The sequence below is a fragment of the Pseudomonas sp. R25(2017) genome (assembly GCF_002112565.1).
Lineage (GTDB): Bacteria > Pseudomonadota > Gammaproteobacteria > Pseudomonadales > Pseudomonadaceae > Aquipseudomonas > Aquipseudomonas ekonensis.
Map to the genome: position 1 here is coordinate 122687 of NZ_NEHZ01000009.1, position 25578 is coordinate 148264.

The 25578-nt window shown below is 65.6% G+C and carries 23 protein-coding genes and 1 pseudogene; 13 read left to right on the forward strand and 11 right to left on the reverse strand.

The window, feature by feature from the left end:
- Positions 1-39: 39 nt before the first annotated feature.
- Positions 40-966: a serine O-acetyltransferase EpsC gene (epsC, locus tag CAG31_RS13925; protein WP_085581994.1), complete on the reverse strand. Its 927-nt coding sequence runs from the start codon at positions 964-966 to the stop codon at positions 40-42.
- A 190-nt stretch (positions 967-1156) separates the two neighbouring features.
- Between epsC and CAG31_RS13930 the strand changes: the two genes are divergently transcribed.
- The 12 genes from CAG31_RS13930 to CAG31_RS13985 all read left to right on the forward strand — a co-directional run bounded on the left by CAG31_RS13930 (position 1157) and on the right by CAG31_RS13985 (position 13343).
- On the forward strand, positions 1157-2149 hold the full coding sequence (locus CAG31_RS13930; protein WP_085581996.1) for a D-cysteine desulfhydrase: 993 nt from the start codon (positions 1157-1159) through the stop codon (positions 2147-2149).
- Between the two features lie 239 nt (positions 2150-2388).
- Positions 2389-3189: a cystine ABC transporter substrate-binding protein gene (gene tcyJ, locus CAG31_RS13935; RefSeq protein WP_085581998.1), complete on the forward strand. Its 801-nt coding sequence runs from the start codon at positions 2389-2391 to the stop codon at positions 3187-3189.
- On the forward strand, positions 3189-3854 hold the full coding sequence (tcyL, locus tag CAG31_RS13940) for a cystine ABC transporter permease (protein WP_085582000.1): 666 nt from the start codon (positions 3189-3191) through the stop codon (positions 3852-3854). Before tcyJ ends, tcyL begins: the two co-directional genes overlap by 1 nt.
- A 4-nt stretch (positions 3855-3858) precedes the next feature.
- The gene (tcyN, locus tag CAG31_RS13945; protein WP_085582002.1) at positions 3859-4608 is read left to right on the forward strand and encodes an L-cystine ABC transporter ATP-binding protein TcyN; all 750 of its coding nucleotides are present in this window, start codon (positions 3859-3861) and stop codon (positions 4606-4608) included.
- Positions 4609-5070: 462 nt separating this feature from the next.
- Positions 5071-5823, forward strand: a complete 753-nt coding sequence (locus CAG31_RS13950; RefSeq protein ID WP_085582004.1) for a hypothetical protein — start codon at positions 5071-5073, stop codon at positions 5821-5823.
- A 172-nt stretch (positions 5824-5995) separates the two neighbouring features.
- Positions 5996-7237 (forward strand): SfnB family sulfur acquisition oxidoreductase, encoded by a 1242-nt coding sequence (locus tag CAG31_RS13955; RefSeq protein ID WP_085582006.1) that lies wholly within the window; start codon positions 5996-5998, stop codon positions 7235-7237.
- A gap of 38 nt (positions 7238-7275) precedes the next feature.
- Positions 7276-8469, forward strand: a complete 1194-nt coding sequence (locus tag CAG31_RS13960) for an SfnB family sulfur acquisition oxidoreductase (RefSeq protein ID WP_085582008.1) — start codon at positions 7276-7278, stop codon at positions 8467-8469.
- Positions 8469-9827 carry an LLM class flavin-dependent oxidoreductase gene (locus CAG31_RS13965; protein WP_085582010.1) on the forward strand — a complete coding sequence of 453 codons (1359 nt, stop codon included), beginning with the start codon at positions 8469-8471 and terminating at the stop codon, positions 9825-9827. The genes CAG31_RS13960 and CAG31_RS13965 overlap by 1 nt, the downstream gene beginning before the upstream one ends.
- A gap of 127 nt (positions 9828-9954) precedes the next feature.
- Complete coding sequence (locus CAG31_RS13970; RefSeq protein WP_085582012.1) at positions 9955-10764, forward strand: MetQ/NlpA family ABC transporter substrate-binding protein; 810 nt, start codon at positions 9955-9957, stop codon at positions 10762-10764.
- A 1-nt stretch (position 10765) separates the two neighbouring features.
- Positions 10766-11890 (forward strand): methionine ABC transporter ATP-binding protein, encoded by a 1125-nt coding sequence (locus CAG31_RS13975; RefSeq protein ID WP_085582014.1) that lies wholly within the window; start codon positions 10766-10768, stop codon positions 11888-11890.
- Entirely contained in the window at positions 11880-12524 is a 645-nt protein-coding gene (locus CAG31_RS13980; RefSeq protein WP_085582016.1) for a methionine ABC transporter permease, read from the forward strand. The genes CAG31_RS13975 and CAG31_RS13980 overlap by 11 nt, the downstream gene beginning before the upstream one ends.
- A 162-nt stretch (positions 12525-12686) precedes the next feature.
- Positions 12687-13343 carry a bifunctional 2-polyprenyl-6-hydroxyphenol methylase/3-demethylubiquinol 3-O-methyltransferase UbiG gene (locus CAG31_RS13985; protein ID WP_085582018.1) on the forward strand — a complete coding sequence of 219 codons (657 nt, stop codon included), beginning with the start codon at positions 12687-12689 and terminating at the stop codon, positions 13341-13343.
- A 61-nt stretch (positions 13344-13404) separates the two neighbouring features.
- Here CAG31_RS13985 and CAG31_RS13990 read toward each other — a convergent pair whose 3' ends face one another.
- The 3 genes from CAG31_RS13990 to CAG31_RS14000 are packed head-to-tail and all read right to left on the reverse strand — an operon-like array spanning position 13405 to position 18619.
- A complete protein-coding gene (locus CAG31_RS13990; RefSeq protein ID WP_085582020.1) occupies positions 13405-16458 on the reverse strand; it encodes an efflux RND transporter permease subunit in 3054 nt (1017 codons plus the stop codon).
- Positions 16455-17519, reverse strand: coding sequence for an efflux RND transporter periplasmic adaptor subunit (locus CAG31_RS13995; protein WP_085582022.1), 1065 nt, complete (start codon positions 17517-17519; stop codon positions 16455-16457). The genes CAG31_RS13990 and CAG31_RS13995 overlap by 4 nt, the downstream gene beginning before the upstream one ends.
- Positions 17516-18619: an efflux RND transporter periplasmic adaptor subunit gene (locus CAG31_RS14000; protein ID WP_085582024.1), complete on the reverse strand. Its 1104-nt coding sequence runs from the start codon at positions 18617-18619 to the stop codon at positions 17516-17518. The genes CAG31_RS13995 and CAG31_RS14000 overlap by 4 nt, the downstream gene beginning before the upstream one ends.
- A 158-nt stretch (positions 18620-18777) precedes the next feature.
- On the opposite strand from CAG31_RS14000, the gene CAG31_RS14005 reads away from it, so the two are divergent.
- Positions 18778-19938: an AAA family ATPase gene (locus CAG31_RS14005; RefSeq protein WP_085582026.1), complete on the forward strand. Its 1161-nt coding sequence runs from the start codon at positions 18778-18780 to the stop codon at positions 19936-19938.
- A 42-nt stretch (positions 19939-19980) separates the two neighbouring features.
- On the opposite strand, the gene CAG31_RS14010 is transcribed toward CAG31_RS14005, so the two are convergent.
- From CAG31_RS14010 to CAG31_RS14035, 7 genes and pseudogenes are all read right to left on the reverse strand, one after another.
- The gene (locus tag CAG31_RS14010; protein ID WP_085582028.1) at positions 19981-20859 is read right to left on the reverse strand and encodes a transporter substrate-binding domain-containing protein; all 879 of its coding nucleotides are present in this window, start codon (positions 20857-20859) and stop codon (positions 19981-19983) included.
- Positions 20856-20989, reverse strand: a pseudogene (locus tag CAG31_RS28585) (amino acid ABC transporter ATP-binding protein); the annotation flags it as partial. The pseudogene CAG31_RS28585 and the gene CAG31_RS14010, both read right to left, overlap by 4 nt.
- A gap of 24 nt (positions 20990-21013) precedes the next feature.
- Positions 21014-21673 (reverse strand): amino acid ABC transporter permease, encoded by a 660-nt coding sequence (locus CAG31_RS14015; protein WP_085582030.1) that lies wholly within the window; start codon positions 21671-21673, stop codon positions 21014-21016.
- Positions 21654-22319, reverse strand: a complete 666-nt coding sequence (locus CAG31_RS14020; protein WP_085582032.1) for an amino acid ABC transporter permease — start codon at positions 22317-22319, stop codon at positions 21654-21656. The genes CAG31_RS14015 and CAG31_RS14020 overlap by 20 nt, the downstream gene beginning before the upstream one ends.
- 509 nt (positions 22320-22828) lie before the next feature.
- Positions 22829-23626 (reverse strand): MetQ/NlpA family ABC transporter substrate-binding protein, encoded by a 798-nt coding sequence (locus tag CAG31_RS14025; RefSeq protein ID WP_085582034.1) that lies wholly within the window; start codon positions 23624-23626, stop codon positions 22829-22831.
- 167 nt (positions 23627-23793) lie between these two features.
- Entirely contained in the window at positions 23794-24726 is a 933-nt protein-coding gene (locus tag CAG31_RS14030; protein ID WP_085582036.1) for a sigma 54-interacting transcriptional regulator, read from the reverse strand.
- A 59-nt stretch (positions 24727-24785) separates the two neighbouring features.
- Positions 24786-25367, reverse strand: a complete 582-nt coding sequence (locus tag CAG31_RS14035) for an alpha/beta hydrolase (RefSeq protein ID WP_085582038.1) — start codon at positions 25365-25367, stop codon at positions 24786-24788.
- Between the last annotated feature and the right edge of the window lie 211 nt (positions 25368-25578).

A 25578-nucleotide genomic window follows, 5' to 3' on the forward strand; every position in this document is an offset into this window, starting at 1 on the left:
CGGTCAAGGCGCCGCAGGGCCTTCAAGCGGAGTGCGCCGTCACTTCTGCGTCCCGTCGTCGTGCTGCAGGTTGGCCTGGGTCAGGTTGCTGCCGGCCGGTACGCTGCGGGTCAGCCACACGTTGCCGCCGATGGTCGAGCCCTGGCCGATGGTGATGCGCCCCAGGATGGTCGCCCCGGCGTAGATCACCACGTCGTCCTCGACGATCGGGTGGCGCGGATGGCCCTTCTGCAGTTGGCCGTCCTCGTCCGCCGGGAAGCGCTTGGCGCCCAGGGTCACCGCCTGGTAGATCCGCACCCGCTCGCCGATGATCGCGGTTTCGCCGATCACCACGCCGGTGCCGTGGTCGATGAAGAAGCTCGGGCCGATCTGCGCGCCGGGGTGGATGTCGATGCCGGTGGCCGAGTGAGCGATCTCCGAGCTGATCCGCGCCAGCAGCGGCAGGCCCGCGCGGTACAGGTGATGGGCCAGGCGATGGTGGATCACCGCCAGGATGCCCGGGTAGCACAGCAGCACCTCGTCGACGCTGCGCGCCGCCGGATCGCCGTGGTAGGCCGCCAGCACGTCGGTGTCGAGCAGGCTGCGCAGGCCCGGCAGGGCCAGGGCGAAGTCCTGGACGATGCGGATCGCGCGGGACTCGACCTCGGTGTCGGCCTGGGCGCTGTGGCGGGCGACGTAGCGCAGTTCGAGCCGCGCCTGGACGAGCAAGGCATTCAGGGCGACGTCGAGGGTATGGCCGACATAGAAGTCCTCGCTTTCCTCACGCAGGTCCACAGGCCCCAGCCGCATCGGGAACAACGCCCCGCACAGGGCCTCGAGGATCTCCGCCATCGCTGCGCGGGAGGGCAGTTCGCGCCCGCCCTGTTCGCCGGTGGCCCGGCCGTTCTGGGTACGCCACAGATCCCGCGCGGTACGCAGTTGGCTGACGATGGTCTGCAGTTGCCAATGGCTGGAACGCTCGCTCACGGTAAAGACTCCTCACCGGCGGCCGGACTGTCGGGCCGCCTCAACGGCGACTACTTTACGGCATGGCCCCAAGCGCGAATTAAGAACCGATAGTGCTGGCCTAAGCACGTTTGGCTATAAGCGATTGACGGTTGCCCCGCCAAAACGCCATGCCTATAGTCCTGTGATCTTCCTCCGCCAGTACAGGCCCATGATCAAACAACAGCTGGACCGCTTCCATCGTCTCGACCTGCTCGGCCAACCCACTCCCCTGGAAAAACTCGAACGCCTTTCCGCCTGGCTGGGCCGCGACATCTACTTCAAGCGCGACGACCTGACCCCGCTGGCCATGGGCGGCAACAAACTGCGCAAGCTCGAATACCTCGCCGCCGACGCCCTCGCCCAGGGCGCCGACACCTTGATCACCGCCGGCGCCCTGCAATCGAACCACGTGCGCCAGACCGCCGCGATCGCCGCCAAGCTGGGCCTGGGCTGCGTGGCGCTGCTGGAGAACCCGCTGGGCACCGACGACGGCGACTACACCGGCAACGGCAACCGCCTGTTGCTGGACCTGTTCGACGCCAAGGTCGAGCTGGTCGACAACCTCGACAACGCCGACGAGCAACTGGCGGCCCTCGCCGTGCGCCTGCGCAGCAACGGCAAGAAGCCGTACCTGGTGCCCATCGGCGGCTCCAACGCCCTCGGCGCGTTGGGTTACGTGCGGGCCGGCCTGGAACTGGCCGAACAGATCAAGGACACCGGCCTCGACTTCGCCGCCGTGGTGCTGGCCTCCGGCAGCGCCGGCACCCACAGCGGCCTGGCCCTGGCCTTGAACGAAGCATTGCCGGCGCTGCCGGTGATCGGCGTGACCGTCTCGCGCAGCGAAGAGGACCAGCGCCCGAAAGTGCAGGGCCTGGCCGAACGTACCGCCGACCTGCTGGGCGTGGCGCTGCCGGACAGTTTCAAGGTGCGCCTGTGGGACGAGTACTTCGGCCCGCGCTACGGCGAACCGAACGCCGGCACCCTGGCGGCGGTGAAGCTTTTGGCCAGCCAGGAAGGCGTGCTGCTCGACCCGGTCTACACCGGCAAGGCCATGGCCGGCTTGCTCGACGGCATCGGCCGCGGGCGCTTCGACGACGGCCCGGTGATCTTCCTGCACACCGGCGGCGCGCCGGCGCTGTTCGCCTATAAGGACTTCCTGTAAGGCCCGCGGCGAGGGAACCGGATCCCTCGCCGCAGCAGGCTGCGCATATATTCGAATTTGAAATAACAAAAATAAAAACCATTATTTTCAATTCTAAGCGAGCAATCATATAGTCTCCCCGCAGGCGAATTTCGCGGGAGACGCATAAGCTGCTTTAGGGCACGATAGCGCAGTCGTCCAATTCCCGGATTCGCCAACTTTCCTTAAGCGTCTTCCATAAGAAAACACAGGGGCATGTCATGAATTTTTCCGCACTACGTCGCAACCTGCTGGTGGGTTCGCTGGGCCTGGCGCTGAGCGCCGGCCTGATCGGCCACGCAGCCGCCGGTGAGCAACTGAAGCAGATCAAGGACAAAGGCGTCATCAACGTCGGCCTGGAAGGCACCTACCCACCGTTCTCCTTCGTCGATCCCGACGGCAAGCTGGCCGGCTTCGAGGTCGAACTCTCCGAAGCCCTGGCGAAAAAGCTGGGCGTGAAGGCCAAGATCCAGCCGACCAAGTGGGACGGCATCCTCGCGGCCCTGGAATCCAAGCGTCTGGACGTCGTGGTCAACCAGGTAACCATCTCCGACGAGCGCAAGAAGAAATACGACTTCTCCGAGCCCTACACCGTGTCCGGGATCCAGGCGCTGGTGCTGAAGGACAAGGAAGCGGCGCTGAACATCAAGACCGCCGCCGACCTGTCCGGCAAGAAGGTCGGCGTGGGCCTGGGCACCAACTACGAGCAATGGGTGCGGGCCAACGTGCCGGGCGCCGACGTGCGCACCTACGACGATGATCCGACCAAGTTCGCCGACCTGAACAACGGCCGCACCGACGCCATCCTGATCGACCGTCTGGCTGCTCTGGAATACGCCAAGAAGGCACCGAAGACCGTGGCCGCAGGCCAGGCGTTCTCCCGTCAGGAATCGGGCATCGCGCTGCGCAAGGGCGAGCCGGAACTGCTGACGGCGGTGAACAAGGCCCTCGACGAACTGCGCGCCGACGGCACGCTGCAGAAGCTCTCGGAAAAGTACTTCAACGCTGACGTCACGAAATAATGGAAGCAGCTTTCCAACTCGCGCTGGACTCCGCGCCCTTCCTGCTCAAGGGCGCGTACTACACGGTCATCCTTAGCCTGGGCGGCATGTTCTTCGGTCTGCTGCTGGGCTTCGGCCTGGCACTGATGCGCCTGTCGCGCTTCAAGTCGGTCAGCTGGCTGGCCCGCATCTACGTGTCGTTCTTTCGCGGCACGCCGTTGCTGGTGCAGCTGTTCGTGATCTATTACGGCTTGCCGCAACTGGGTGTGGAACTGGATCCGCTGCCGGCGGCCCTGATCGGCTTCTCGCTGAACATGGCCGCCTACGCCTGCGAGATCCTGCGTGCCGCCATCGGCTCGATCGAGCGCGGCCAGTGGGAAGCGGCGGCCAGCATCGGCATGACCCGCGCGCAGACCCTGCGCCGGGCCATCCTGCCGCAGGCGATGCGCACGGCATTGCCGCCGCTGGGCAACAGCTTCATTTCGCTGGTCAAGGACACCGCGCTGGCCGCCACCATCCAGGTGCCGGAGCTGTTCCGCCAGGCGCAGCTGATCACCGCCCGCACCTTCGAAGTGTTCACCATGTATCTTGCCGCCGCGCTGATCTACTGGGTTCTGGCCACGGTGCTGTCGCACCTGCAGAACAAGTTGGAAGAGCGGGTCAATCGGCACGACCAGGAGTCCTGACCCCATGATTGTCGTGGAAAAACTGACAAAGCAGTTCAAGGGTCAGACCGTGCTCAACGGCATCGACCTTAAGGTGAAGGAAGGCGAGGTCGTGGCGATCATCGGTCCCAGCGGCTCGGGCAAGACCACGTTCCTGCGCTGCCTGAACTTCCTTGAGCAACCCACCAGCGGCCGGATCAAGGTCGGCGACATCGAGATCGATACCGGTCGCCCGCTGAACCAGCAGCAAGGCCTGGTGCGCAACCTGCGCCAGCACGTGGGCTTCGTGTTCCAGAACTTCAACCTGTTCCCTCACCGCACCGCCCTGGAGAACGTCATCGAAGGCCCGACCGTGGTCAAGAAGACGCCCCGCGCCGATGCCATCGCCCTGGGCCGCAAGCTGCTGGCCAAGGTCGGCCTGGCGGGCAAGGAAGACGCCTATCCGCGGCGCCTGTCCGGTGGCCAGCAACAGCGCGTGGCGATCGCCCGGGCGCTGGCGATGGAGCCGGAAGTGATCCTGTTCGACGAGCCGACCTCGGCCCTGGACCCGGAACTGGTGGGCGAAGTGCTGGCGACCATCCGCGGCCTCGCCGAGGAGAAACGCACAATGGTCATCGTCACCCACGAAATGGCGTTCGCCCGTGACGTGGCCAACCGTGTGGTGTTCTTCGACAAGGGCGTGATCGTCGAGCAAGGTGAGGCCAAGGCCCTGTTCGCCGATCCGAAGGAAGAACGCACACGACAGTTCCTCAGCAAGTTCAGAAACAACGGCTGACCTCACCGATCCGCAACAACCGCAAACTTCCATGGACGGAAGTTTCGCTCTCTCTCCTTTCTCCCTACAGCAATCAACTTGTTCCGATGCGGCACATATATATGTTCTGCAACAGATATTCCGTGCCCGGCATCCGCTAAACACCCTCCATACAGGTGCATGGCCAGACATGCGCTGAAACCGCCAAAATAGCCCTGTCCTGTGGCCGAATTCACTCCGCAGGCCAGGCAAATTGCGCTGTTGATGTAGGAGCTTTCTGATTAGTCCGCAATTTTTAAAATCACCGATTGCCTCTATTGACAGCTCTTTCGGCGAACTTTTATCTAGTCGCCACCGTTGCCCGTTACTTCATCAAGGCGACATAAACATCGATCAACCCGACACTGTTTCATGACCTGAGCATTCAAACCGCCCGAACTTTCAGAAACGGACTTCGCTGCAAGGTCTCAAGGAGAGAACCCCATGCCCTTCGCTTCGCACATCCCCGAAATGGCCGCGCCGAACCTGACGTCGGCCCGCCACGGCGGCATCGGTTTGGCCGCCGCCGCCCATTTGCTGGTCGAAGTCGCCCCGTATCCCGGGATGGATGCCGGCGACCTGATCGAACTGTTCTGGAACGACTGCTACGTCGCCTCCCATGTGCTCACGGACGCCTGTGTCGGCGAACCGGTCAGGCTGCGGGTGCCGGAAAGCTTCGTGGTCAACGGCCCGGCCCATGCCCACTACCGCATCATGCAGGTGGGGCGCAGCCCGGCGCTGTCGGCCAGCGCGTCGGCGCAGGTGAAGCTGGACTGTCCCGGCGGGCAGCCGCCGCCGTTGTGCAACGACGAGAACCAGCACCTGGCGCAAGCCGTGCTGCCCGGCACCATCTGCCGTCAGGGGGTGAACCCGGGGCAGGTCAAGCGCGGTGTGCCGCTGACCATCCAGCCCTACCTGAACATGGCCGAGGGCGACGCGATCACGGTGCGCTGGGGCGATGTGCGGATGGACCTGCCGCCCGTCGCGACCGAGGGCGTCGGACGGCCGGTCCAGGTGTGGATACCGCCGTCGGTGATTCTCGAAGCCGGCGAGGATCTGCGCCTGGAAGTGACCTACTGCATCCTCGACCGGGTCGGCAACAACTCGCGCTGGGCGCCGCCGCGCATGCTGAGGATCGGCGGCAGCCTGTTAACCGGACAGGCCATGGCCCCTTCTATGCATATTTCTAAAAGTTAGTTCATAAAATATTTATACACGTTTAGGGTATATGAACCGGACCACCGGACATTCTTTCGTTCGCCGCATTTCGCGGCGATTTTTTGAGATGTGAGGTAGGTAGCATGGTCCGGAACCCAATCACCCCAGTGCGGATCGCCAGGGCATTGCGTGCAGCCAAGGAGTGGCACTGATGTCCAGTCTGGCAGACGCAAACGTTCAGACCGATCTGGACACCGCCCCGTTGTTGTTGCCCGCGCAGATCCTGCGCAACGACGCCCAGGCCATCGAGGCCGCCCATGAACTGGCCGAGGCCGCCCGTGTGGACGCCGCCCGGCGCGACCGCCAGCGCAAGCTGCCGTGGGCGCAGATCGAACAGTTCACCCGCAGCGGCCTGGGCAGCATCGCCATCCCCCGCGAATACGGTGGGCCGCAGGTGTCCTTCGTCACCCTGGCCGAAGTGTTCGCGATCATCTCCGCCGCCGACCCGGCGCTGGGGCAGATCCCGCAAAACCAGTTCGGCATCCTCAACCTGGTGCTCGGCTGCGCCACCGAGGCGCAGAAGCGCCAGCTGTTCCAGAGCGTGCTCGAAGGCTGGCGCATCGGCAACGCAGGCCCCGAGCGCGGCACCAAGGACACCCTGGAGCTGAAGGCGCGGATCACCGCCGACGGCGACGATTTCGTCATCAACGGCCAGAAGTTCTATTCCACCGGCGCCCTCTTCGCCCACTGGGTCGCGGTCAAGGCGCTCAACGATGACGGCCGGCAGGTGCTGGCTTTCGTTCGGCGCGGCACGCCGGGCCTGCGCATCGTCGACGACTGGTCGGGCTTCGGCCAGCGCACCACCGCCAGCGGCACGATCCTGTTGAACAACGTGCGGGTCGAGGCTGGCCTGGTGGTGGACAACTGGAAGATCAACGAGAAGCCCAACACCCAAGGTGCGGTGTCGCAGCTGATCCAGGCCGCGATCGACGCCGGCATCGCCCGCGGCGCCCTCGACGACGCCATCGACTTCGTCAAGACCCGCGCCCGTCCGTGGATCGAGGCCAAGGTCGAGCGCGCCAGCGATGACCTTTACGTCATCGCCGACATCGGCAGGCTGAAGATCGAACTGCACGCCGCCGAAGCGCTGCTGCGCAAGGCCGGGCAAGTCCTGGACCAGGTGCATGCCGCGCCGGTCACCGCCGAGTCCGCCGCCCGCGCCTCGATCGCCGTGGCCGAAGCCAAGGTGCTGACCACCGAAATATCGCTGCTGGCCAGCGAGAAGCTGTTCGAGCTGGCCGGCAGCCGCGCGACCCTCGCCGAGTTCAACCTCGACCGCCACTGGCGCAACGCACGGGTGCACACCCTGCACGACCCGGTGCGCTGGAAGTACCACGCGGTCGGCGCCTACCGCCTCAACGGCAAGCTGCCGGCCCGCCATTCCTGGATCTGACGACCAGAACACTTTTGACCAGATCTCTGGAGAAGCACATGACCCTTTCCCATCCCGTCGCGGTCATCGCCAGCGACGAACAGGCCCTGATCGTCGCCAGCGACCTGGCCGAAGACTTCAAGCGCGACAGCCACCTGCGCGACCGTGAACGCCGCCTGCCGCTGGCGGAGCTGGACGTGTTTTCCCGCTCCGGCCTGTGGGGCATCAGCGTGCCGAAGGAATACGGCGGCGCCGGCGTCTCCAACGTCACCCTGGCCAAGGTGATCGCCCTGATCGCCCAGGCCGACGGCTCCCTCGGGCAGATACCGCAGAACCATTTCTACGCCCTCGAAGTGCTGCGGGTGAACGGCAGCCCTGCGCAGAAGCAACGGCTGTACGCCGAGGCGCTGGCCGGCCGCCGCTTCGGAAACGCCCTGGCGGAACTGGGCACCAAGACCGCCCATGACCGCGTCACTCGCCTGACCCGCGAAGGCGACGGCTTTCGCATCAACGGTCGTAAGTTCTACGCCACCGGCGCGATCTATGCCCAGCGCATCCCGACCCTGGTGGTGGACGAAAACGGTGTGCAGCAACTGGCGTTCGTCCACCGCGACAGCCAGGGCCTGACCGTGATCGACGACTGGAGCGGCTTCGGCCAGCGCACCACCGGCAGCGGTTCGGTGGTGTTCGAAGACGTGTACGTCGCCGCCGAAGACGTGGTGCCGTTCCAGGCCGCCTTCGAGCGCCCGACCACGGTCGGCCCGCTGGCTCAGATCCTCCATGCGGCCATCGACACCGGCATCGCCCGCGCCGCCTTCGAGGACGCGCTGCATTTCGTGCGCAGCAAGACCCGTCCGTGGATCGATTCGGGCAACGATAAGGCCACGGAAGACCCGCTGACCCTCAAGAGCTTCGGCCACCTGAGCATTCGCCTGCACGCCACCGAGGCGCTGCTGGAGCGCGCGGGTGAATTCCTCGACGCCGCCCAGGCCGACAGCAACGCCGACACCGTCGCCGCCGCGTCGATCGCCGTCGCCGAGGCCCGGGCGATCAGCACCGACATTTCCCTGGCCGCCGGCAGCACCCTGTTCGAGCTGGCCGGCAGCCAGGCCACCCTCAGCGAACACGGCCTCGACCGCCACTGGCGCAACGCCCGCGTGCACACCCTGCACGACCCGGTGCGCTGGAAGTACCACGCGGTGGGCAACTATTACCTCAACGACGAAAAGCCTCCGCTGCGGGGGACGATCTGATGGCCGCCGGGAAAAAGAAGATTCTGCTCAACGCGTTCAACATGAACTGCATCGGCCACATCAACCACGGCCTGTGGACGCACCCGCGCGACACCTCGACCCGCTACAGCACCCTTGAGTACTGGACCGAGCTTGCGCAGTTGCTTGAGCGCGGGTTGTTCGACGGCCTGTTCATCGCCGACATCGTCGGCGTGTACGACGTCTACCAGCAGTCGGTGGACGTCACGCTCAAGGAGTCGATCCAGCTGCCGGTCAACGATCCGCTGCTGCTGGTCTCGGCCATGGCCGCGGTGACCAAACACCTGGGCTTCGGCCTCACCGCCAACCTCACCTACGAGCCGCCGTACCTGTTCGCCCGGCGCCTGTCGACCCTCGACCACCTGAGCCGCGGGCGGGTGGGCTGGAACATCGTCACCGGCTACCTGGACAGCGCCGCCAAGGCCATGGGCCTGCGCGAACAGGCCGAACACGACCGCCGCTACGACCAGGCCGACGAGTACCTCGAAGTCCTCTACAAACTCTGGGAAGGCAGTTGGGAAGACAGCGCCGTGGTCAACGACCCGCAGCAGCGGATCTACGCCCGCCCGGACAAAGTGCACAAGGTCGAACACCGGGGCGAGTTCTACCAGGTCGAGGGTTATCACCTGTGCGAGCCGTCGCCGCAGCGCACGCCGGTGCTGTTCCAGGCCGGCAGTTCGGACCGCGGCCTGCTGTTCGCCGGGCGCCATGCCGAGTGCGTGTTCATCAGCGGCCAAAACAAGCCGTCGACCAAGGCCCAGGTGGACAAGGTGCGCGCCAGCGCCGTGAAGGCCGGGCGCAACCCCGAGGACATCAAGGTGTTCATGGGCCTGAACGTGATCGTCGGCGAGACCGAAGAAGCGGCCTGGGCCAAGCACGCCGAGTACCTGAGCTACGCCAGCGCCGAGGCCGGCGTGGCGCATTTCTCGGCGTCCACCGGCATCGACTTCTCCGAGTACGCCCTCGACGAACCGATCCAGTACGTGAAGAGCAACGCCATCCAGTCCGCGACCAAGAACCTGCAGAACAACGACTGGACCCGGCGCAAGCTGCTGGAGCAGCACGCCCTCGGCGGGCGCTACATCACCGTGGTCGGTTCGCCGCAGCAGGTGGCGGACGAGCTGGAATCGTGGATCGCCGAAACCGGCCTCGACGGCTTCAACCTGACGCGCATCGTCACCCCGGAAAGCTATGTGGACTTCATCGACCTGGTGATTCCGGAACTGCAGCGGCGCGGATCGTACAAGACCGCCTACGACGACGGCAGCCTGCGGGAAAAGCTGTTCCGTGCCGGGGCGCAGTTACCGCGACAGCACACCGGATCATCGTTTCGCCGCTGAAAAGCTTCGCGGGCAAGCCAGCTCCCACAGGGGTGTGCGGTGTACACAAGAACCTGTGGGAGCGGGCTTGCCCGCGAAGAGGCCCGACCAGACACCCCATAACCCATGCACTGACTGGAAAACCCTCATGACCAAGACTCTCCTGCCCAACCCGGTCAAGGCACTGGCCCTGGCCCTCGGCCTGTTCAGCTCGGCGGCGTTCGCCGCCGAGGCGCCGCTGAAGATCGGCACCACCGCCGCCTTCGCCATTCCCCTGGAGGCCGCCGTCGAGGAGGCCTCCAAGCAAGGCCTGAAGGTCGAGCTGGTGGAGTTCACCGACTGGATCGCGCCGAACGTCAGCCTCGCCGCCGGCGACATCGACGTGAACTACTTCCAGCACATCCCGTTCCTGGAGAACGCCAAGGCCGCCTCAGGCTTCGACCTGGTGCCGTTCGCGCCGGGGATCATCAACAACGTCGGCCTCTACTCGAAGAAGTACAAGAGCTTCGCCGAGCTGCCCGAGGGCGCCAGCGTCGCCATCGCCAACGACCCGATCAACAGCGGACGCGGCCTGCAACTGCTGGCCAAGGCCGGCCTGATCACCCTCAAGCCCGGCGTCGGCTACAAGGCCACCGAGGACGACATCGTCGCCAACCCGAAGAAGATCAAGATCCTTCAGGTCGAGGCCGTGCAACTGGTGCGCGCCTATGACGACGCCGACCTGGTGCAGGGCTATCCGGCCTATATCCGCCTGGCCAAGACCTTCGATGCCGGCTCCGCGCTGCTGTTCGACGGCCTCGACCACAAGGAATACGTGATCCAGTTCGTGATCCGGCCCAAGAGCAAGGACGATCCGCGCCTGATCAAGTTCGTCGACATCTACCAGCACTCGCCCGCCGTGCGCGCCGCGCTCGACAAGGCCCACGGCAAGCTGTACCAGGCCGGCTGGGAAAGCTGACATGACGGCCGCCCTCCAACGGCGACTGGAGACTCCAGAGCCCCGTCACAGTGCCGAACGCACAGAATTGCACCCCGAACTGACCCGCGCCCATGTGCGCTTCATCGGCGTCGGCAAGACCTACGAAGGCCGCCAGGGCCCGGTCGCGGCGCTGCAAGGCATCGACCTGTCGATCCGGCGCGGCGAAGTGTTCGGCATCATCGGCCGCAGCGGCGCCGGCAAGTCGTCGCTGATCCGCACCATCAACCGTCTGGAGCAACCGACCGCAGGACGGGTGCTGATCGATCAGGTGGACATCGGCGAATTCGACGAGGACCGCCTCGTCGCCCTGCGCCGGCGGATCGGCATGATCTTCCAGCACTTCAACCTGATGTCGGCCAAGACCGTGTGGCAGAACGTCGAGCTGCCGCTCAAGGTCGCCGGCGTGCCGAAGGCGCAGCGCGAAGCGAAGGTGCGCGAACTGCTGGATCTGGTGGGCCTGCAAGGCAAGCACGCGGCTTATCCGGCGCAGTTGTCCGGCGGGCAGAAACAGCGCGTGGGCATCGCCCGGGCCCTGGTGCACGACCCGGACATCCTGCTGTGCGACGAGGCCACCTCGGCGCTCGACCCGGAAACCACCCAGTCGATCCTCGGCCTGCTGCGCGAGATCAACGCCCGCCTGGGCCTGACCATCGTCCTGATCACCCACGAAATGGCGGTGATCCGCGACATCTGCGACCGCGTCGTGGTGCTGGAACGCGGGCACATCGTCGAGCAGGGCCCGGTGTGGGAAGTGTTCGGCGACCCGCAGCACGAAGTCAGCCAGACCCTGCTCGCGCCCTTGCAGCACACCCTGCCCCAGGAGCTGCAAAGCCGTCTGCACGCCCAGCCGCCATCACCGGAGGCCGCCGTGGTGCTGCGTCTGCAGTTCACCGGCAGCGACGCCGACGAGCCGGACCTGGCCGCGCTGTTCGCCGCCCTCGGCGGGCGGGTCAAGCTGCTGCAGGGCGGCGTGGAGCGGATCCAGGGCCATGCGTTGGGGCAACTGCTGCTGGCGGTGAGCGGCTCGTCCCTGGACGCCGCCCGGTTGCAGGCGCGCGCCGGGCAATGGGCGCAACGGGTGGAGGTGCTGGGCCATGTGGTTTGACCGTCTGCTGCAAGGTTTCATCGACACGTTCCTGATGGTCGGCGTGTCGTCGCTGATCGCCTTGGTGGCGGGAATCCCGATGGCGGTGATCCTGGTCACCAGCGACAAGGGCGGCATCTACCAGGCCCCGGCGCTGAACCGGGCGCTGGGGGCGTTCGTCAACCTGTTCCGCTCGATCCCGTTCCTGATCCTGATGGTCGCGATGATCCCGTTCACCCGGCTGATCGTCGGCACCACCTACGGCGTGTGGGCGGCGGTCGTGCCGCTGACCATCGCCGCCACGCCGTTCTTCGCGCGGATCGCCGAGGTGAGCCTGCGCGAGGTCGACCACGGCCTGATCGAAGCGGCCCAGGCCATGGGCTGCCGGCGCTGGCACATCGTCTGGCACGTGCTGTTGCCGGAGGCGCTGCCGGGGATCGTCGGCGGCTTCACCATCACCCTGGTGACCATGATCAACTCCTCGGCCATGGCCGGGGCCATCGGCGCCGGGGGCTTGGGCGACATCGCCTACCGCTACGGCTATCAGCGGTTCGACAGCCAGATCATGCTGACGGTGATCGTGCTGCTGGTGGCGCTGGTGGCGGTGATCCAGCTGGGCGGCGACCGCTTGGCGCGGGGCTTGAACAAGCGCTGAGTCTTGCGTCGCCAATAAAACGGTCATCGCCAGCAGGCTGGCTCCCACAGTGGACGGCGGCGTTCATGACTTCGGTGGGGGCCAGCCTGCTGGCGACGGGCTGCGCAGCGGCCCTACAGGTTGGCGTATATTCGGCACATCCCATAGCCCGCGCAGCCGACCATGAAACAGACCCCCTCCGATCTGGAACAGATCACCTCCACCACCCTGGGCCACTACGACTCGGTGGCGGAAGATTTCCGCGAAGGCACCCGCGACCACGACGTCAGCCAGAACATCGACGCCCTGCTGCGCCACATTCAGGGCCCGGCGCCCTTCAGCATCCTGGACTTCGGCTGCGGACCGGGCCGCGACCTGCAGACCTTCACCCGCCTGGGCCATGTCGCCATCGGCCTCGACGGCTCGGAAGCGTTTGTGCGGATGGCCCGGGAGGACAGCGGCTGCGAAGTCTGGCGGCAGGATTTCCTCAAGCTCGACCTGCCGGCCGGACGCTTCGACGGGATCTTCGCCAACGCGGTGCTGTTCCATGTGCCGTTGCAGGAACTGCCCCGTGTGCTCGGGCAACTGCACGCCACGCTCAAGCCGGGCGGCGTGCTGTTCAGCTCCAACCCCCGCGGGGACAACCGCGAGGGCTGGAACGGCCCGCGCTACGGCTCGTACCACGATCTCGAGGCCTGGCGCCGCTTGCTGACCGCCGCCGGGTTCGCGGAGCTGGAGCACTACTACCGGCCGGCGGGCCTGCCGCGGGAGCAGCAGCCTTGGCTGGCCAGCGTCTGGCGCAAGATCGGCCAGGACGCCATCGCCGGCAGCCACATTTGAACGGCACTGACTCCCCCGGCGGGAGCCAGCCTGCCGGCGACGGGCGCACAGCGCCCGCTTGTCACTGCGCGTCCTTCTTCGGCTCGCGGATCCTGTACCACGCCACATACAGCGCCGGCAGGAACAGCAGCGTCAGCAAGGTCGCCACGATGATCCCGCCGATCATCGCGTAGGCCATCGGCCCCCAGAACACTTCGCGGGCGATCGGGATCATGCCCAGGCTCGCGGCCGCCGCCGTCAGCAGGATCGGCCGGCGCCGGTGTTCGGTGGCCTCCACCACCGCGTCCCACGGCGCATAGCCCTTGTGCTCGTACTCTTCGATCTGGGTCACCAGGATCACCGAGTTGCGGATGATGATGCCAATCAGCGCCAGGATCCCCAGGATCGCCACGAAGCCCATCGGAATGCCGGTGGGCACCAGCGCCAGCACCACGCCGATCAGCCCCAGCGGCGCGACGCTGGCCACCAGGAACAGCTTCTGCACGCTGTGCAGCTGGATCATCAGGAAGGTCGCCATCAGAAACAGCATCAGCGGGATGACCTTGGCGATCGGCCCCTGGGCCTTGCCGCTCTCCTCCACCGTACCGCCGGTGGCGACCTTGTAGCCCGGCGGCAGCTTGGCGGCGAACGCGTCGACGGAGGGCTTGAGCACCTTCACCAGGTCCGTGGGCTGGATGTCGCCGCGCAACGCCGCCTTGATGGTGATGGTCGGCAAGCGGTCGCGGCGCCACACCAGCGGCTGCTCCAGTTCGTAGCGCACGGTGGCGAACGCCAGCAGCGGGATCGAGGTGCCGTTGGGCGTGACGATCTGCAGGTTCTGCAGGGTCTCCGGCGTGCCGCGCTCGGAGTCCACCGCCCGGCCGACCACGTTGATCAGGTAGATGTCGTCGTCGACCTGGGTCAGCGTCGAGCCGCTGACGATGCTGTTCATCAGGCTCGCCACGTCTTCGGACGACAGCCCGAGCTGGCGCGCCTTGTCCTGGGCGATGTCGATGCGCAGGACTTTGCCCGGCTCGTTCCAGTCGTAGATGATCTCGCCGATGTGCTCGTTCTTGTCCAGCTCGGTGGCCAGGTCGATGGCGTGCTTGCGCACCTGGTCGATGTCCTTGCCGCTGACCCGGTACTGGATCGGCCGGCCCACCGGCGGGCCCATCTCCAGGGCCTGCACGTAGCCGCCGATGCCGACGAAATCCTTGCGCAGGCGGTCGCGGATCCGCTGGCTCAGCGCCTCGCGGGCCTCGAAGTCCTTGCTGACGATCACCAGCTGGGCGTAGTAGGGGTTCTGCAGCTGCTGGTCCAGCGGCAGGTAGAACCGGATCGCGCCCTGGCCGATGTAGGTGCTCCAGCGCACGATGTCCGGGTCACCCTTGAGCGTGGCCTCAAGCTTGTCCACCGCCTTGCGGGTCTCGTCGATGGAAGCGTTCTGCGGCAGGTCCAGGTCCACCAGGATTTCCGGGCGGTCCGAGGACGGGAAGAACTGGTTCTGCACGAAGCGCATGCCGACCACCGACAGGACGAAGCACAGCACGGTGATGGCGATGGCCCACCAGCGGTTGCGCATGCACCACAGCAGGCCATGGTTGAACGCCCGCCCGATGCGGCCGGGCTCCCCCTCATGGGGCTTCACGTTGGTGCTCAGGATGTGCACGCCGATCACCGGCGCGAACAGCACCGCCACCACCCACGACACCAGCATCGCCACGGCGATCACCGCAAACAGGGTGTAGGTGTATTCGCCGGCGGAACTGGCGTTGAGGCCGATGGGCACGAAACCCGCCACCGTCACCAGCGTGCCGGTGAGCATCGGGAACGCCGTGGAGGTGTAGGCGAACGTCGCCGCCTGCTCCTTGGTCTCGCCCATCTCCAGACGCGTGACCATCATCTCCACCGTGATCATCGCGTCGTCCACCAACAGGCCCAGGGCGATGATCAGCGCGCCGAGGGAGATCCGCTGCATGGTGATGCCGCTGTACTCCATGTAGACGAACACCATCGCCAGCACCAAGGGAATCGAGCACGCCACCACCAGCCCGGCGCGCATGCCGAGGCTGACGAAGCTGACCACCAGCACGATCACCACGGCTTCGAACAGTGCGCTGGTGAACCCGCCGACAGCCTCCTCCACCACCACCGCCTGGTCGGACACGTTGTGTACGCCGACGCCCACTGGCAGGTCGGCGATGATTTCGTTGATGCGCTCGTGCAGGGCCTTGCCGAAGGCCTGGACGTTGCCGCCCGTCTGCATCGCGATGGCCAGGCCGATGGCCGGCGTGCCGTTGAAGCGGAACTCCGGGGTGGCCGGGTCGACGTAGCCGCGGGAGATGTCGGCGATGTCCGCCAGCCGGTAGAAGCGGTCGTTGAGCTTGAGGTTGACCTCGGCCAGGTCCTTTTCCGAGGCGAACTGCCCCGAGGTGCGCACCGAGATCCGCTCGGGCCCGGCCTCGATGACCCCGGCCGGCGTCACGGCGTTCTGCTGCTGCAGGCTCTGCACGACCTGACGCTGGTCGATGCCCAGCGCCGCCAGTTTGCGGGTGGAGAAATTCAGGTACAGCACCTCGTCCTGCTGGCCGATCATCTCGATCTTGCCCAGCCCCGGCACGCCGCGGATCTCGGCCCGCGCCTGCTCCACGTAGTCGCGCAGCTGGCGCATCGTCAGGCCGTCGGCGGTGAAGGCGTACACCGAGCCGTACACGTCGCCGAACTCGTCGTTGAACCCCGGCCCCTGGATGCCCTGGGGGAACTGGCCGCGGATGTCGCTGATCTTCTTGCGCACCTGGTACCAGATTTCCGGGATGTCCTTGGCCTGGGTGGTGTCGCGCAGGTACACGTACACCGTCGATTCGCCCGGGCGGGTGTAGCTCTTCACGTAGTCGAGGGAGTCGAGCTCTTCGAGTTTCTTCTCGATGCGGTCGGTGACCTGCTTGAGCGTCTCCTCCTGGGTCGCTCCGGGCCACCGGGTCTGGATCACCATGGTCTTGATGGTGAAGGACGGGTCTTCCTCGCGTCCCAGGTTGAAGTACGAGAACACCCCCATCAGCAACCCGACGAACATCAGGTACCAGACGAACGACTGATGCTTGAGGGCCCATTCGGAGAGGTTGAAAGACCCTTTCATTGACTGTCCTCGTCAAATTTCACGGTTTGTCCGGGCTTGAGGCTGTTGACCCCGGCGCTGATGACCCGCTCGCCGTTGCGCACCCCGCCGTCCAGCACCACGGTGCTGTCGGTGCGGCTGAGCAGGCGGACGTCGCGGGGCGCCACGGTCTTGTCCTGGGGGTTGATCACCCAGATGCGCGGCTTGCCGTCGACCTCCTGCAAGGCCGCCGCCGGCAGTTCGATGCGCGGCTTGATCGCCGACCGCAAGGTCACGCTGATCGCCGTGCCGAGGCGAAAGCCCGGCGGCGTCTCGGCCAGGGTCAGGCGCGCGCGGCGGGTGCGGGTGGCGCTCTGGGCCTGGGGTTCGATCTCGCGGATCACCGCCGTGGTGTTGATGCCGGGATCCAACTGCGCCGCCACCTGGAACACCACGTCCTTGGGCAACTGATCGACCAGGGTGTCCGGCAGATCGATCACCGCTTCCTTGATGTCCGGCTGCGCCAGCGTCACCACCTGTTGGCCGGCGGTCACCACCTGGCCGGCCTCGGCGCTCCAGCCGGTGACGACGGCCTTATGGTCCGAACGCAATTCGGTGTAGCCGAGTTGGTCCTTGCTCTGGCTGACCGCCGCCCGGGCCTGGTCCAGCGAAGCCTGGGTGGTCTTCAGGTCGGTCTGGGCGATGTCCAGCTGCGCCTGGGCGCCGACCCCGCGGTCGAACAGCGCCTGTTGGCGGCGGGCGTTGGCCTGGGCGTTGATCAGTTGCGCCTCGATCTTGGCCAGGTCGCCCTGGGCCGAGCGCAGCTGGTTCTGCTGATCGGACGGGTCGAGGGTCGCCAGCAGCGTGCCCTTGCCGACCTCGGCGCCCACATCGACGTTGCGGCTGGCGATGCGCCCGCCCACGCGAAAGCCGGTGTTGCTCTCGTAGCGCGCCTGGATGTTGCCGGCGAACCGGCCCAGACTCTCTTCGCTGAGCGCCTGCACCTTGACCGACAGCACCGGACGCACCGGCTCCGGCGGCGCTTCGCTCTTGGAACACGCAGCGAGCAGTACCCCGACGGACAGCAGTCCCAGGCGCTTCATGGCTGCGCTTCCATTTTCAGATCCTTGTAGGTGTAGTCGGCGATCTCGACCTTCATGCCCGGATGCAGCAACTGCCCTCCGGCGATGATGACCTTCTCCCCGCCATTGAGGCCTTCGCTGACGACGACCTTGCCGGTCAGGTAGCGGCCCACCGTCACCGCTTGCAGCTGCGCCTCGCCTTTGCCGTCCACCAGCCACACGGCGGGTTCGCTGACCTTCTTGGTCAGGGCCGACCACGGCAGCTCCACCGCCGGCTTGCCGGAGCCCTTGGCCGTGGCGCTCACCACCGAACCGAGCTGCATCCCCGGCGGCAGGCCGTCGAGGGCGATCTTGACCTGCACCGTGCCGGACTGCGCCGACACCGACGGGGTGACCTCACGCACGGTGCCGGTGGTCTTGACCGCGGGGTTGTCGAGCAGGCTCACCACGATCGGACGTTTCGACGGCCGCTCGGCCAGCAGCGACTCGTAGACGTTGAACACCGCATCGCGGTCGCCGTCCCGGGCCAGGCTGAATATCGGCATCGTCGCCTGCACCACTTGGCCGACCTCGGCCTGGCGCTCGGTGATGACCCCCGGCGCATCGGCCACCAGGGCGGTGTAGCTCAGTTGGTCCTTGGCGTTGGCCAGCTGCGCCTGGGCAGCGCTCAAGGCGCTCTGGCTGCTGCGCAGCGCAGCCTGGGCGGAGTCGTATTCGCTCTGGCTGGTGTAGCCCTTGGGCAGCAGTTTCTGCTGGCGCACGAAGGCTGCCGCGCTCTGCTTCACCCGGGCCTGCTCGGCCAGCACCTGGGCCTGGGCGGAGTCGACGTTGGTCTGCAGGTCCTTGGGGTCGAGCCGGGCCAGCACCTGCTTGGCGCTCACCCGGTCGCCGACCTCGACCAGCCGCTGGATGATCTTGCCGCCGACGCGGAACGAGAGTTGGGTCTGCACCCGCGCCTGCACATCGCCGGTGAGGGTCACGGCGGCAGCGTAGTCGGCGGGCTTCACGTCGAGCACCAGCACCCTGGGCAGGTACTCCTCGGCGGCTTTCTTTTCGCCGCAGGCGCTCAGCAAAGCGACGGCGCTCAGGGCCAATGCCACTTTATATCCGGGACCCGCCATGCAGACTCCTTGGCTTTTTCTGACGTGACAGAGACGATACGACTGAGAGCTTAGAACAGCCTTTGACCATTGCACGGCTTTACCGCACGAAGCGTGCGCAGGCACACGGCGACACGGCATTCAGGCAAACTGGCCGGCTCCGGCAGAAGGAAACGCCCATGCTCAAGACCCTGGCGGTGGCCAATTACCGCTCGATCAACAAACTGGTGATCCCGCTGGGCCGCCTGAACCTCATCACCGGCCCCAACGGCAGCGGCAAGTCCAACCTCTACCGGGCCCTGCGCCTGCTGGCGGAGACCGCTCAGGGCGGCGTGGTCAACGCCCTGGCCCGCGAAGGCGGGCTGGACTCGACCTTCTGGGCCGGACCGGAAACCCTCAGCCGACGGATGCGCAATGGCGAGGTGGCCATCGAGCCCACGGTGCGCCAAGGCGTCAAACGCCTGCGCCTGGGGTTCGCCGGGGAGGACTTCGGTTATGCGATCGCGCTGGGCCTGCCCGAGCCGTCCCGCTCGTACTTTGCCCTGGATCCGGAAATCAAACGGGAGTGCATCTGGGCCGGGCCGTTCCATCGCCCGGCCAGCCTGCTGGTGGACCGCGACGGCCCTATGATCCGAGCCCGCGAAGGCCGCCGCTGGGACGTGCTGGCGCAGCACACGCCGACCTTCGACAGCCTGTTCGATCAGATCGGCAGCCTGCGCACCTCGCCGGAGGTGTTCCAGATGCGCGAGTTCATCCGCCGCTGGCGCTTCTACGATCACTTTCGCAGCGACGCCGACGCCCCGGCGCGCCAGCCGCAGCTGGGCACCCGCACGCCGGTGCTGCACCACGACGGCCGGGATCTGGCGGCGGCGCTGCGCACCATCATCGAGATCGGCGATCCCGAAGCCCTGCGGGCGGCGGTCAGCGACGCGTTTCCCGGCGCACGCCTGGAGATCGCGCCGCTGGCCGGCGGACGCTTCGCCATCGAGTTCCATCAGGAAGGGTTGCTGCGGCCGCTGTCGGCGGCGGAGCTGTCGGACGGCACCTTGCGTTACCTGCTGCTGGTCGCGGCGCTGCTGACGCCGCGACCGCCGTCGCTGATGGTGCTGAACGAACCGGAGACCAGCCTGCACCCGGACCTGCTGCCGGCGCTGGCGCGCCTGATCATCCGCGTATCGCAGGACTGCCAGGTGTGGGTGGTGTCCCACGCCCGGCGGCTGATCTCGGCGTTGCAGGAGGATCCAGACTGCAACTGCATCGTGCTGGAAAAGACCCTCGGCCAGACCGGCGTCGTCGGCCAGCGAATGCTGGACGAGCCGGCCTGGCACTGGCCGGATTGAGCCCGTGGCGAGGCTCCCTCGCCACAGCTTTTGGTCAGGCGCTCAGCCCTGCCACTTGCCGCCTTCGACAATCACGCTCTCAGGCTGGGTGTCGTCGCTCAGTTCCTTGCGCACGTACTGGTCGTACAGCTTGAGCAGGTATTTCTCCTCGCCCAGCTTCGCCAGCTCGGTATTCACCCAGTCGCGCAGTTCGGTATTGCCCTTCTTCACCGCCGGTGCGATCGGGGCCTCGTCGCCGAGCTTTTCGTCCAGCACGCGGTAGCCCGGGTTCTGCTTGGCCCAGCTGAACAGCACCAGGTTGTCTTGGGCGTAGGCGTCGCCGCGGCCGCCGGCCAGGGCCTGCAGCGATTCGGAGTTCTTCTCGAACTTGAGCAGTTTCCAGTCCGGGTGGTGCTTGGTCAGCCAGATGTCGGCGGTGGTGCCGGTGGTGACGATGGTGGTGCGGGTCGCCAGGTCGTCGAGCCGCTTCACCGCGCTGCCCTGGGGCACCAGCGCCTGCACCGCCACCCGCAGGTTCGGGTTGGTGAAGTCCACCGCTTCCTTGCGCTCCGGGGTGACGGTCATGTTGGCCAGGATCAGGTCGACCTTGTCGCTTTGCAGGAACGGGATCCGGCTGGCCGGCTCCACGGCGACGAACTCGACCTTGTTCTCGTCGCCCAGCAGGTCCTTGGCCAGTCGGCGGCCGATGTCGGTGTCGAAGCCGACGTAGCGCCCCGTTTCGTTGACGAAGCCGAACGGCGGCTTGTCGGTGAACACGCCGACGATCAGCTTGTCGCGGGCCTTGATCTTGTCCAGGCTGCCTGCGGGCGCAGCGCTTTCGCTGGCGACCTTGGGCTTGGCCGGTTCCTCGGATTTGTTGCAGCCGGCCAGCAGCGCGAGGCCGAGCAGGGGCAGAACGAACAGCGATTTGGCAGTTTTCATGACGGTTCCTTGGTCTGAGTCGTTTTGGGCAACGTCGCCGAAGGCCAGGCTTCGGCGGGGAGAACTTCTCCAGGAACGGCTGCGCGCGTGCGGTCTGCGGGTTCGCAAAGAAAATCTCGGGCGGGGTGCGGGCCCTGCCAAGCGGTCGAGGCGCTCATGCGTGGGCCCAGCGCCGCTCCAGCACGCGGGAGGCGGCAGAGAGCGGGTAGCAGATGAAAAAGAAGAACAGGAACAGCGCACCGTAGATCAGCACCGATTCGTAGGTGCGTTCGATGATCTGCTGACCGACCTTGATCACGTCCACCACGCCGATCAGCACCGCAAGCGAGCTGGTCTTGATAATGCGCGTGTAGACATTGATGGTCGGCGGCGTCATGCGCTTGAGCGCCTGCGGCATCAGCACGTAGGCGTAGAGCTGCACGGCGTTGAAGCCGAGCGACAGCCCGGCCTCGCGCTGCCCGCGGGGCAACGAGCGCAATGCGCCGCGCGCCGCCTCGCCGACTTCGCTGGCGCCCCACAGCGACAGCACCGTCACGGCGCACCAGAAGCTCGGCACGCTGAGGCCGAAGAAAATCGGCAGGCCGAAGAACAGCAGGTACAGCCAGACCAGCACCGGAATCGCCCGGAACAGCTCCAGGTAGACCCGCAGCACCGCGTTGAGCCACTTCACGTCGAGGGTGCGCAGCACGCCGTAGAGCACGCCGCCGACGGTGCTGACCGCGATGCTCAGCAACGAGATCGACAAGGTCTGCCCGGCGCCGGCCGCCAGTTGCGGCAACGACACCCACAGCAACTCAAGACCCGAACTGGCCATGTTGCAGCCTCCTTTCCAGACGACCGAGCAGCAGCGATAGCGGCAGGAACAGCAGCACGCAGATCAGCGTCAGCACGGCGAGCATTTCGTAGGTCTTGTAGTACAGGGCGATGTAGCTCTTGGTGGTGTAGAGGAGTTCCGGCACCGCCACGGCCGACACCACCGTGGTTTCCTTGAGCAGGAAAATGAAATTGGCGAACAGCGACGGCAGGCTGAGGATCCCCGCCTGCGGCAGGATCACGTAGCGCAGCACTTGCAGGTCGGACAGCCCGAGGGAACGGCCGGATTCGATCTGCCCCTTGGGCACCGCTTCGACGCCGGCGCGCAGCACCTCAGTCAGGTAGGCGCCGCCCAGGAACGTCAGGGTGATGATCGCGGCGGCGAAACCGGACACTTGAACCCCCACGGTCGGCAACGCGAAGTAGACGAAAAACAGCTGGATCAGCAGCGGCGTGTTGCGGGCCAGTTCCACGTACAGGCCGATGACCTTCGGCAGGTACGGCACACGCAACACCAGGAGCGCCGCATTGAACAGCGCCACGGCCAACGAAGTGCCGATGGCGATCAGCCCGACCTGCAAGGTCACGCCCACGGCGCTGAGGAAGGCCGGCAAGGTGCTGAGGATGAACGCGTAATCGAAGGTCATGAAACGTCCTGACGCCGCTCGGTAAGCGACGGTGGTGCAATCCATGGACAGCGGGTGGCCGTCCTGCAGGCACCGACTTTATAGGTATAAAAAAAAGAATTTAAATACCGATAAAGCATATGGATATCACACAAAAAACTAATCGCCGGGTTTGCCGGGACGGAAGAAGAAAGCTATTTTCCCCGGCGCTGTAGGAAGGATCTTTTTTTCAGATTGCCCCTCCAAGGACGCACAGCTTTTGACCAGACTCCCTGGGCCAAACCATTACAAGGAAGAAAACATGGCTGACGTAAAAGTGCCGCAGCGGCTGGATCCGCAGGACATCGTGAAACTGTTGGTGGCGTTGCGCAGGGCGCTGAAGACGGGGCTCGCCTAGGCCCTTGCGGTGACGGAGCGGGCTCCCTCGCCGCAGGCTGCGACACCGCCGCAAACGAAAACGCCGACGACCATCGCTGGCCGTCGGCGTCTTCACACCTGAAGGGGGGTGCTGTTGCGTCGGATGCGTCGGATCAGAACGCCGGCAATACCGCGCCGTTGTACTTCTTCTCGATGAACGTTTTGACTTCAGGGCTGGTCAGGGCCTTGGCCAGCTTCTGGATCGCGTCGCTGTTCTTGTTGTCCTCACGAGCCACCAGGAAGTTCACGTAAGGCGAGTCGGCACCTTCGATCACCAGGGCGTCCTTGGTCGGGTTCAGCTTGGCTTCCAGCGCGTAGTTGGTGTTGATCATGTCCAGGTCGACTTCGTTCAGCACCCGCGGCAGCAGGGCCGATTCCAGTTCCTTGAACTTGAAGTTGTGCGGGTTCTTGGCGATGTCCTTCGGGGTGGCCAGCGCGTTCTTCGGATCCTTCAGCTCGATCAGGCCGGCTTTCTGCAGCAGGATCAGGGCGCGGCCGCTGTTGCTGCCTTCGTTGGGGATCGCGATGGTCGCGCCGTTCGGCAGGTCGGCCAGCGACTTGTACTTCTTCGAGTAGCCGCCGAACGGTTCGACGTGGACGCCTTCCACGGTCACCAGGTACTTGGCCTTGTCGTCCTTGTATTTGCCGGCGTTGAAGCTGTCCAGGTAAGGCTTGGTCTGGAAGTAGTTGGCATCCAGGCGCTTCTCGCCCACCTGCACGTTCGGCTGCACGTAGTCGGTGAAGACTTTGACTTCCAGATCCACGCCTTCTTTGGCGAGGGTCGGCTTGATCAGTTCGAGGATCTCGGCGTGGGGAACCGGCGTGGCCGCCACCACCAGTTTCTCGCCGGCCTGGGCCAGGGATGCGGTCAGGGCAGCCGCCAATGCGGAGAACAGCAGAACCTTTTTCATGCAGTGTCCTTATCGAAAGTCATGGTCGTCATCGACGACGGCATTGAATACAAGTGCCAGTGATGTGCTATCGCTGGCGTGAAGCGGACAATACCGGGATTTTTTATTCCCGGACAATAACGTTTATTCAGCTTCATATTCCATTTTGTTCATGTTGAACAAAATGGTTACAACCCTTCCGCCAGGCGCAAAAGCAAGTCTTTCAATGCCTTGCGTTCGTCGGGCGTGCCGCCGATGCCGATGCCCGCCACATGGCGTTCAAACTGAGCCAGCAGCCCGGACGCCTCGGGCAGGTTGAGGTGTTCCGGCAGGATTTCGTCCCCCGTGCTCACCAGCAACGCGAAGTGAATGACGTTCTCCAGCTCCCGGGTGTTGCCCGGCCAGCTGTGGCGCTCCAGCACCTCCTGCGCCGCCTCGCTGATCAGCGGCACCGGCAGGTCCAGGCGCTGGCTGTAGATGCCGAGGAAGTACTCGGCCAACGACAGGATGTCGCCGGTCCGCTCGCGCAAGGCCGGCAGTTCCAGATGGCCTTCGCTGAGGTAATGGAACAGCCGCTCATGGAATTTCCCCGCCGCCACCGCCTGCGCCAGGTCGATGCTGGTGGCGGCCACCAGGCGCACGTCCACCGGGCTCGGCTGATGGGCGCCGACCCGGGTGACTTCGTGGTTTTCCAGGGCGGCGAGCAGTTTGATCTGAATCGGCAACGGCAAATCGCCGATTTCGTCCAGGTACAGGGTGCCGCCGTTGGCCGAGCCGAACCAGCCGGCGCGGCTGCTGGCCGAGCCCGTGTAACTGCCGGCGGCATAGCCGAACAGTTCGGCGTCGGCGTAGGTTGGGCTGATCGCCCCGCAGTTGACCGACACGAACAGACCGCTGCGGTCACTGGCGCGGTGGATGTGCCGGGCGAGCAGTTCCTTGCCGGTGCCGGTTTCGCCGCGGATCAGCACCGAGATCGACCGCGGGGCCAGTTGGTTCATGTGCTCGCGCAACCGGCGCGAGCGCGGATCGACGAACACCAGCGCCTTGGCGCGGATGCTCAGGGGGCTTTTTTCCGCATCGGGAAAGGTCAGCAACGGCTGGCCGAAGGTCTCGAAACTCATGGCAGACTCCCACCCAGAACCGCCGGGAGACGGGGGCGATCAAAAATGGAAAGTAGGGTTCAAGCGCGCCGCCGGGCGTGATGTTCCATGCGGTTCTGCAGGCGGTACAGGTACGCGAATCCCTGTTCCCAGCGCCGATGGCCGGACTTCACGTTGATGTGCCCGGCCCCGGCGAGGATCCCCGCCTCGGCGCCCCAGTTGCGTGCCAGCTCCAGGGCCCGGGTGGCGCTGACGGCGGCGTCGTTGTCGGAGCTGACCACTTGGCTGGGGAACGGCAGCAGGTCGGTCGGGATCGGCGCGAAATTGCGCAGGGCCGGCACACACGCCGGACGCTCGACATCCGCCGGTGCGACCAGCAGCGCGCCGCGCACCTGACGCAGGGCCTGCAACGGCGCGTTGGCCGCCCAATGGGCAACGGTGATGCAGCCCAGGCTGTGCGCAATCAGGATCACCGGCGTGCTGTCGGCGGCGATCGCCTCGGCCAGTGCCGCCACCCAGTCCTCACGCCGGGGCGTCAGCCAGTCGGCCTGCTCCACCCGGGCGCTGTTGGGCAGGCTGTTCTGCCAATGGGTTTGCCAATGATCCTCTGGCGATCCTTGCCAGCCCGGCACAATCAGGTAACGAATCGGTTCGTTGCGCATGGGGATGCTCTCCTGCGTCGTGTCTGTTCCTGGTCGAGTATAGGGACGAGAGTTATATTCGTTAAGGAATAAGAAACTATTTATTAATACCTAAAATACATATCAAGCGATGACTTTGCCGGCGCGACCCTGCTTGCGAATACCGCCGTTGGCGACCTGCACCGCCCCTTCGCGAGCAGGCTCGCGCCTGCAGGGAGCGGCGGCGCAAAGA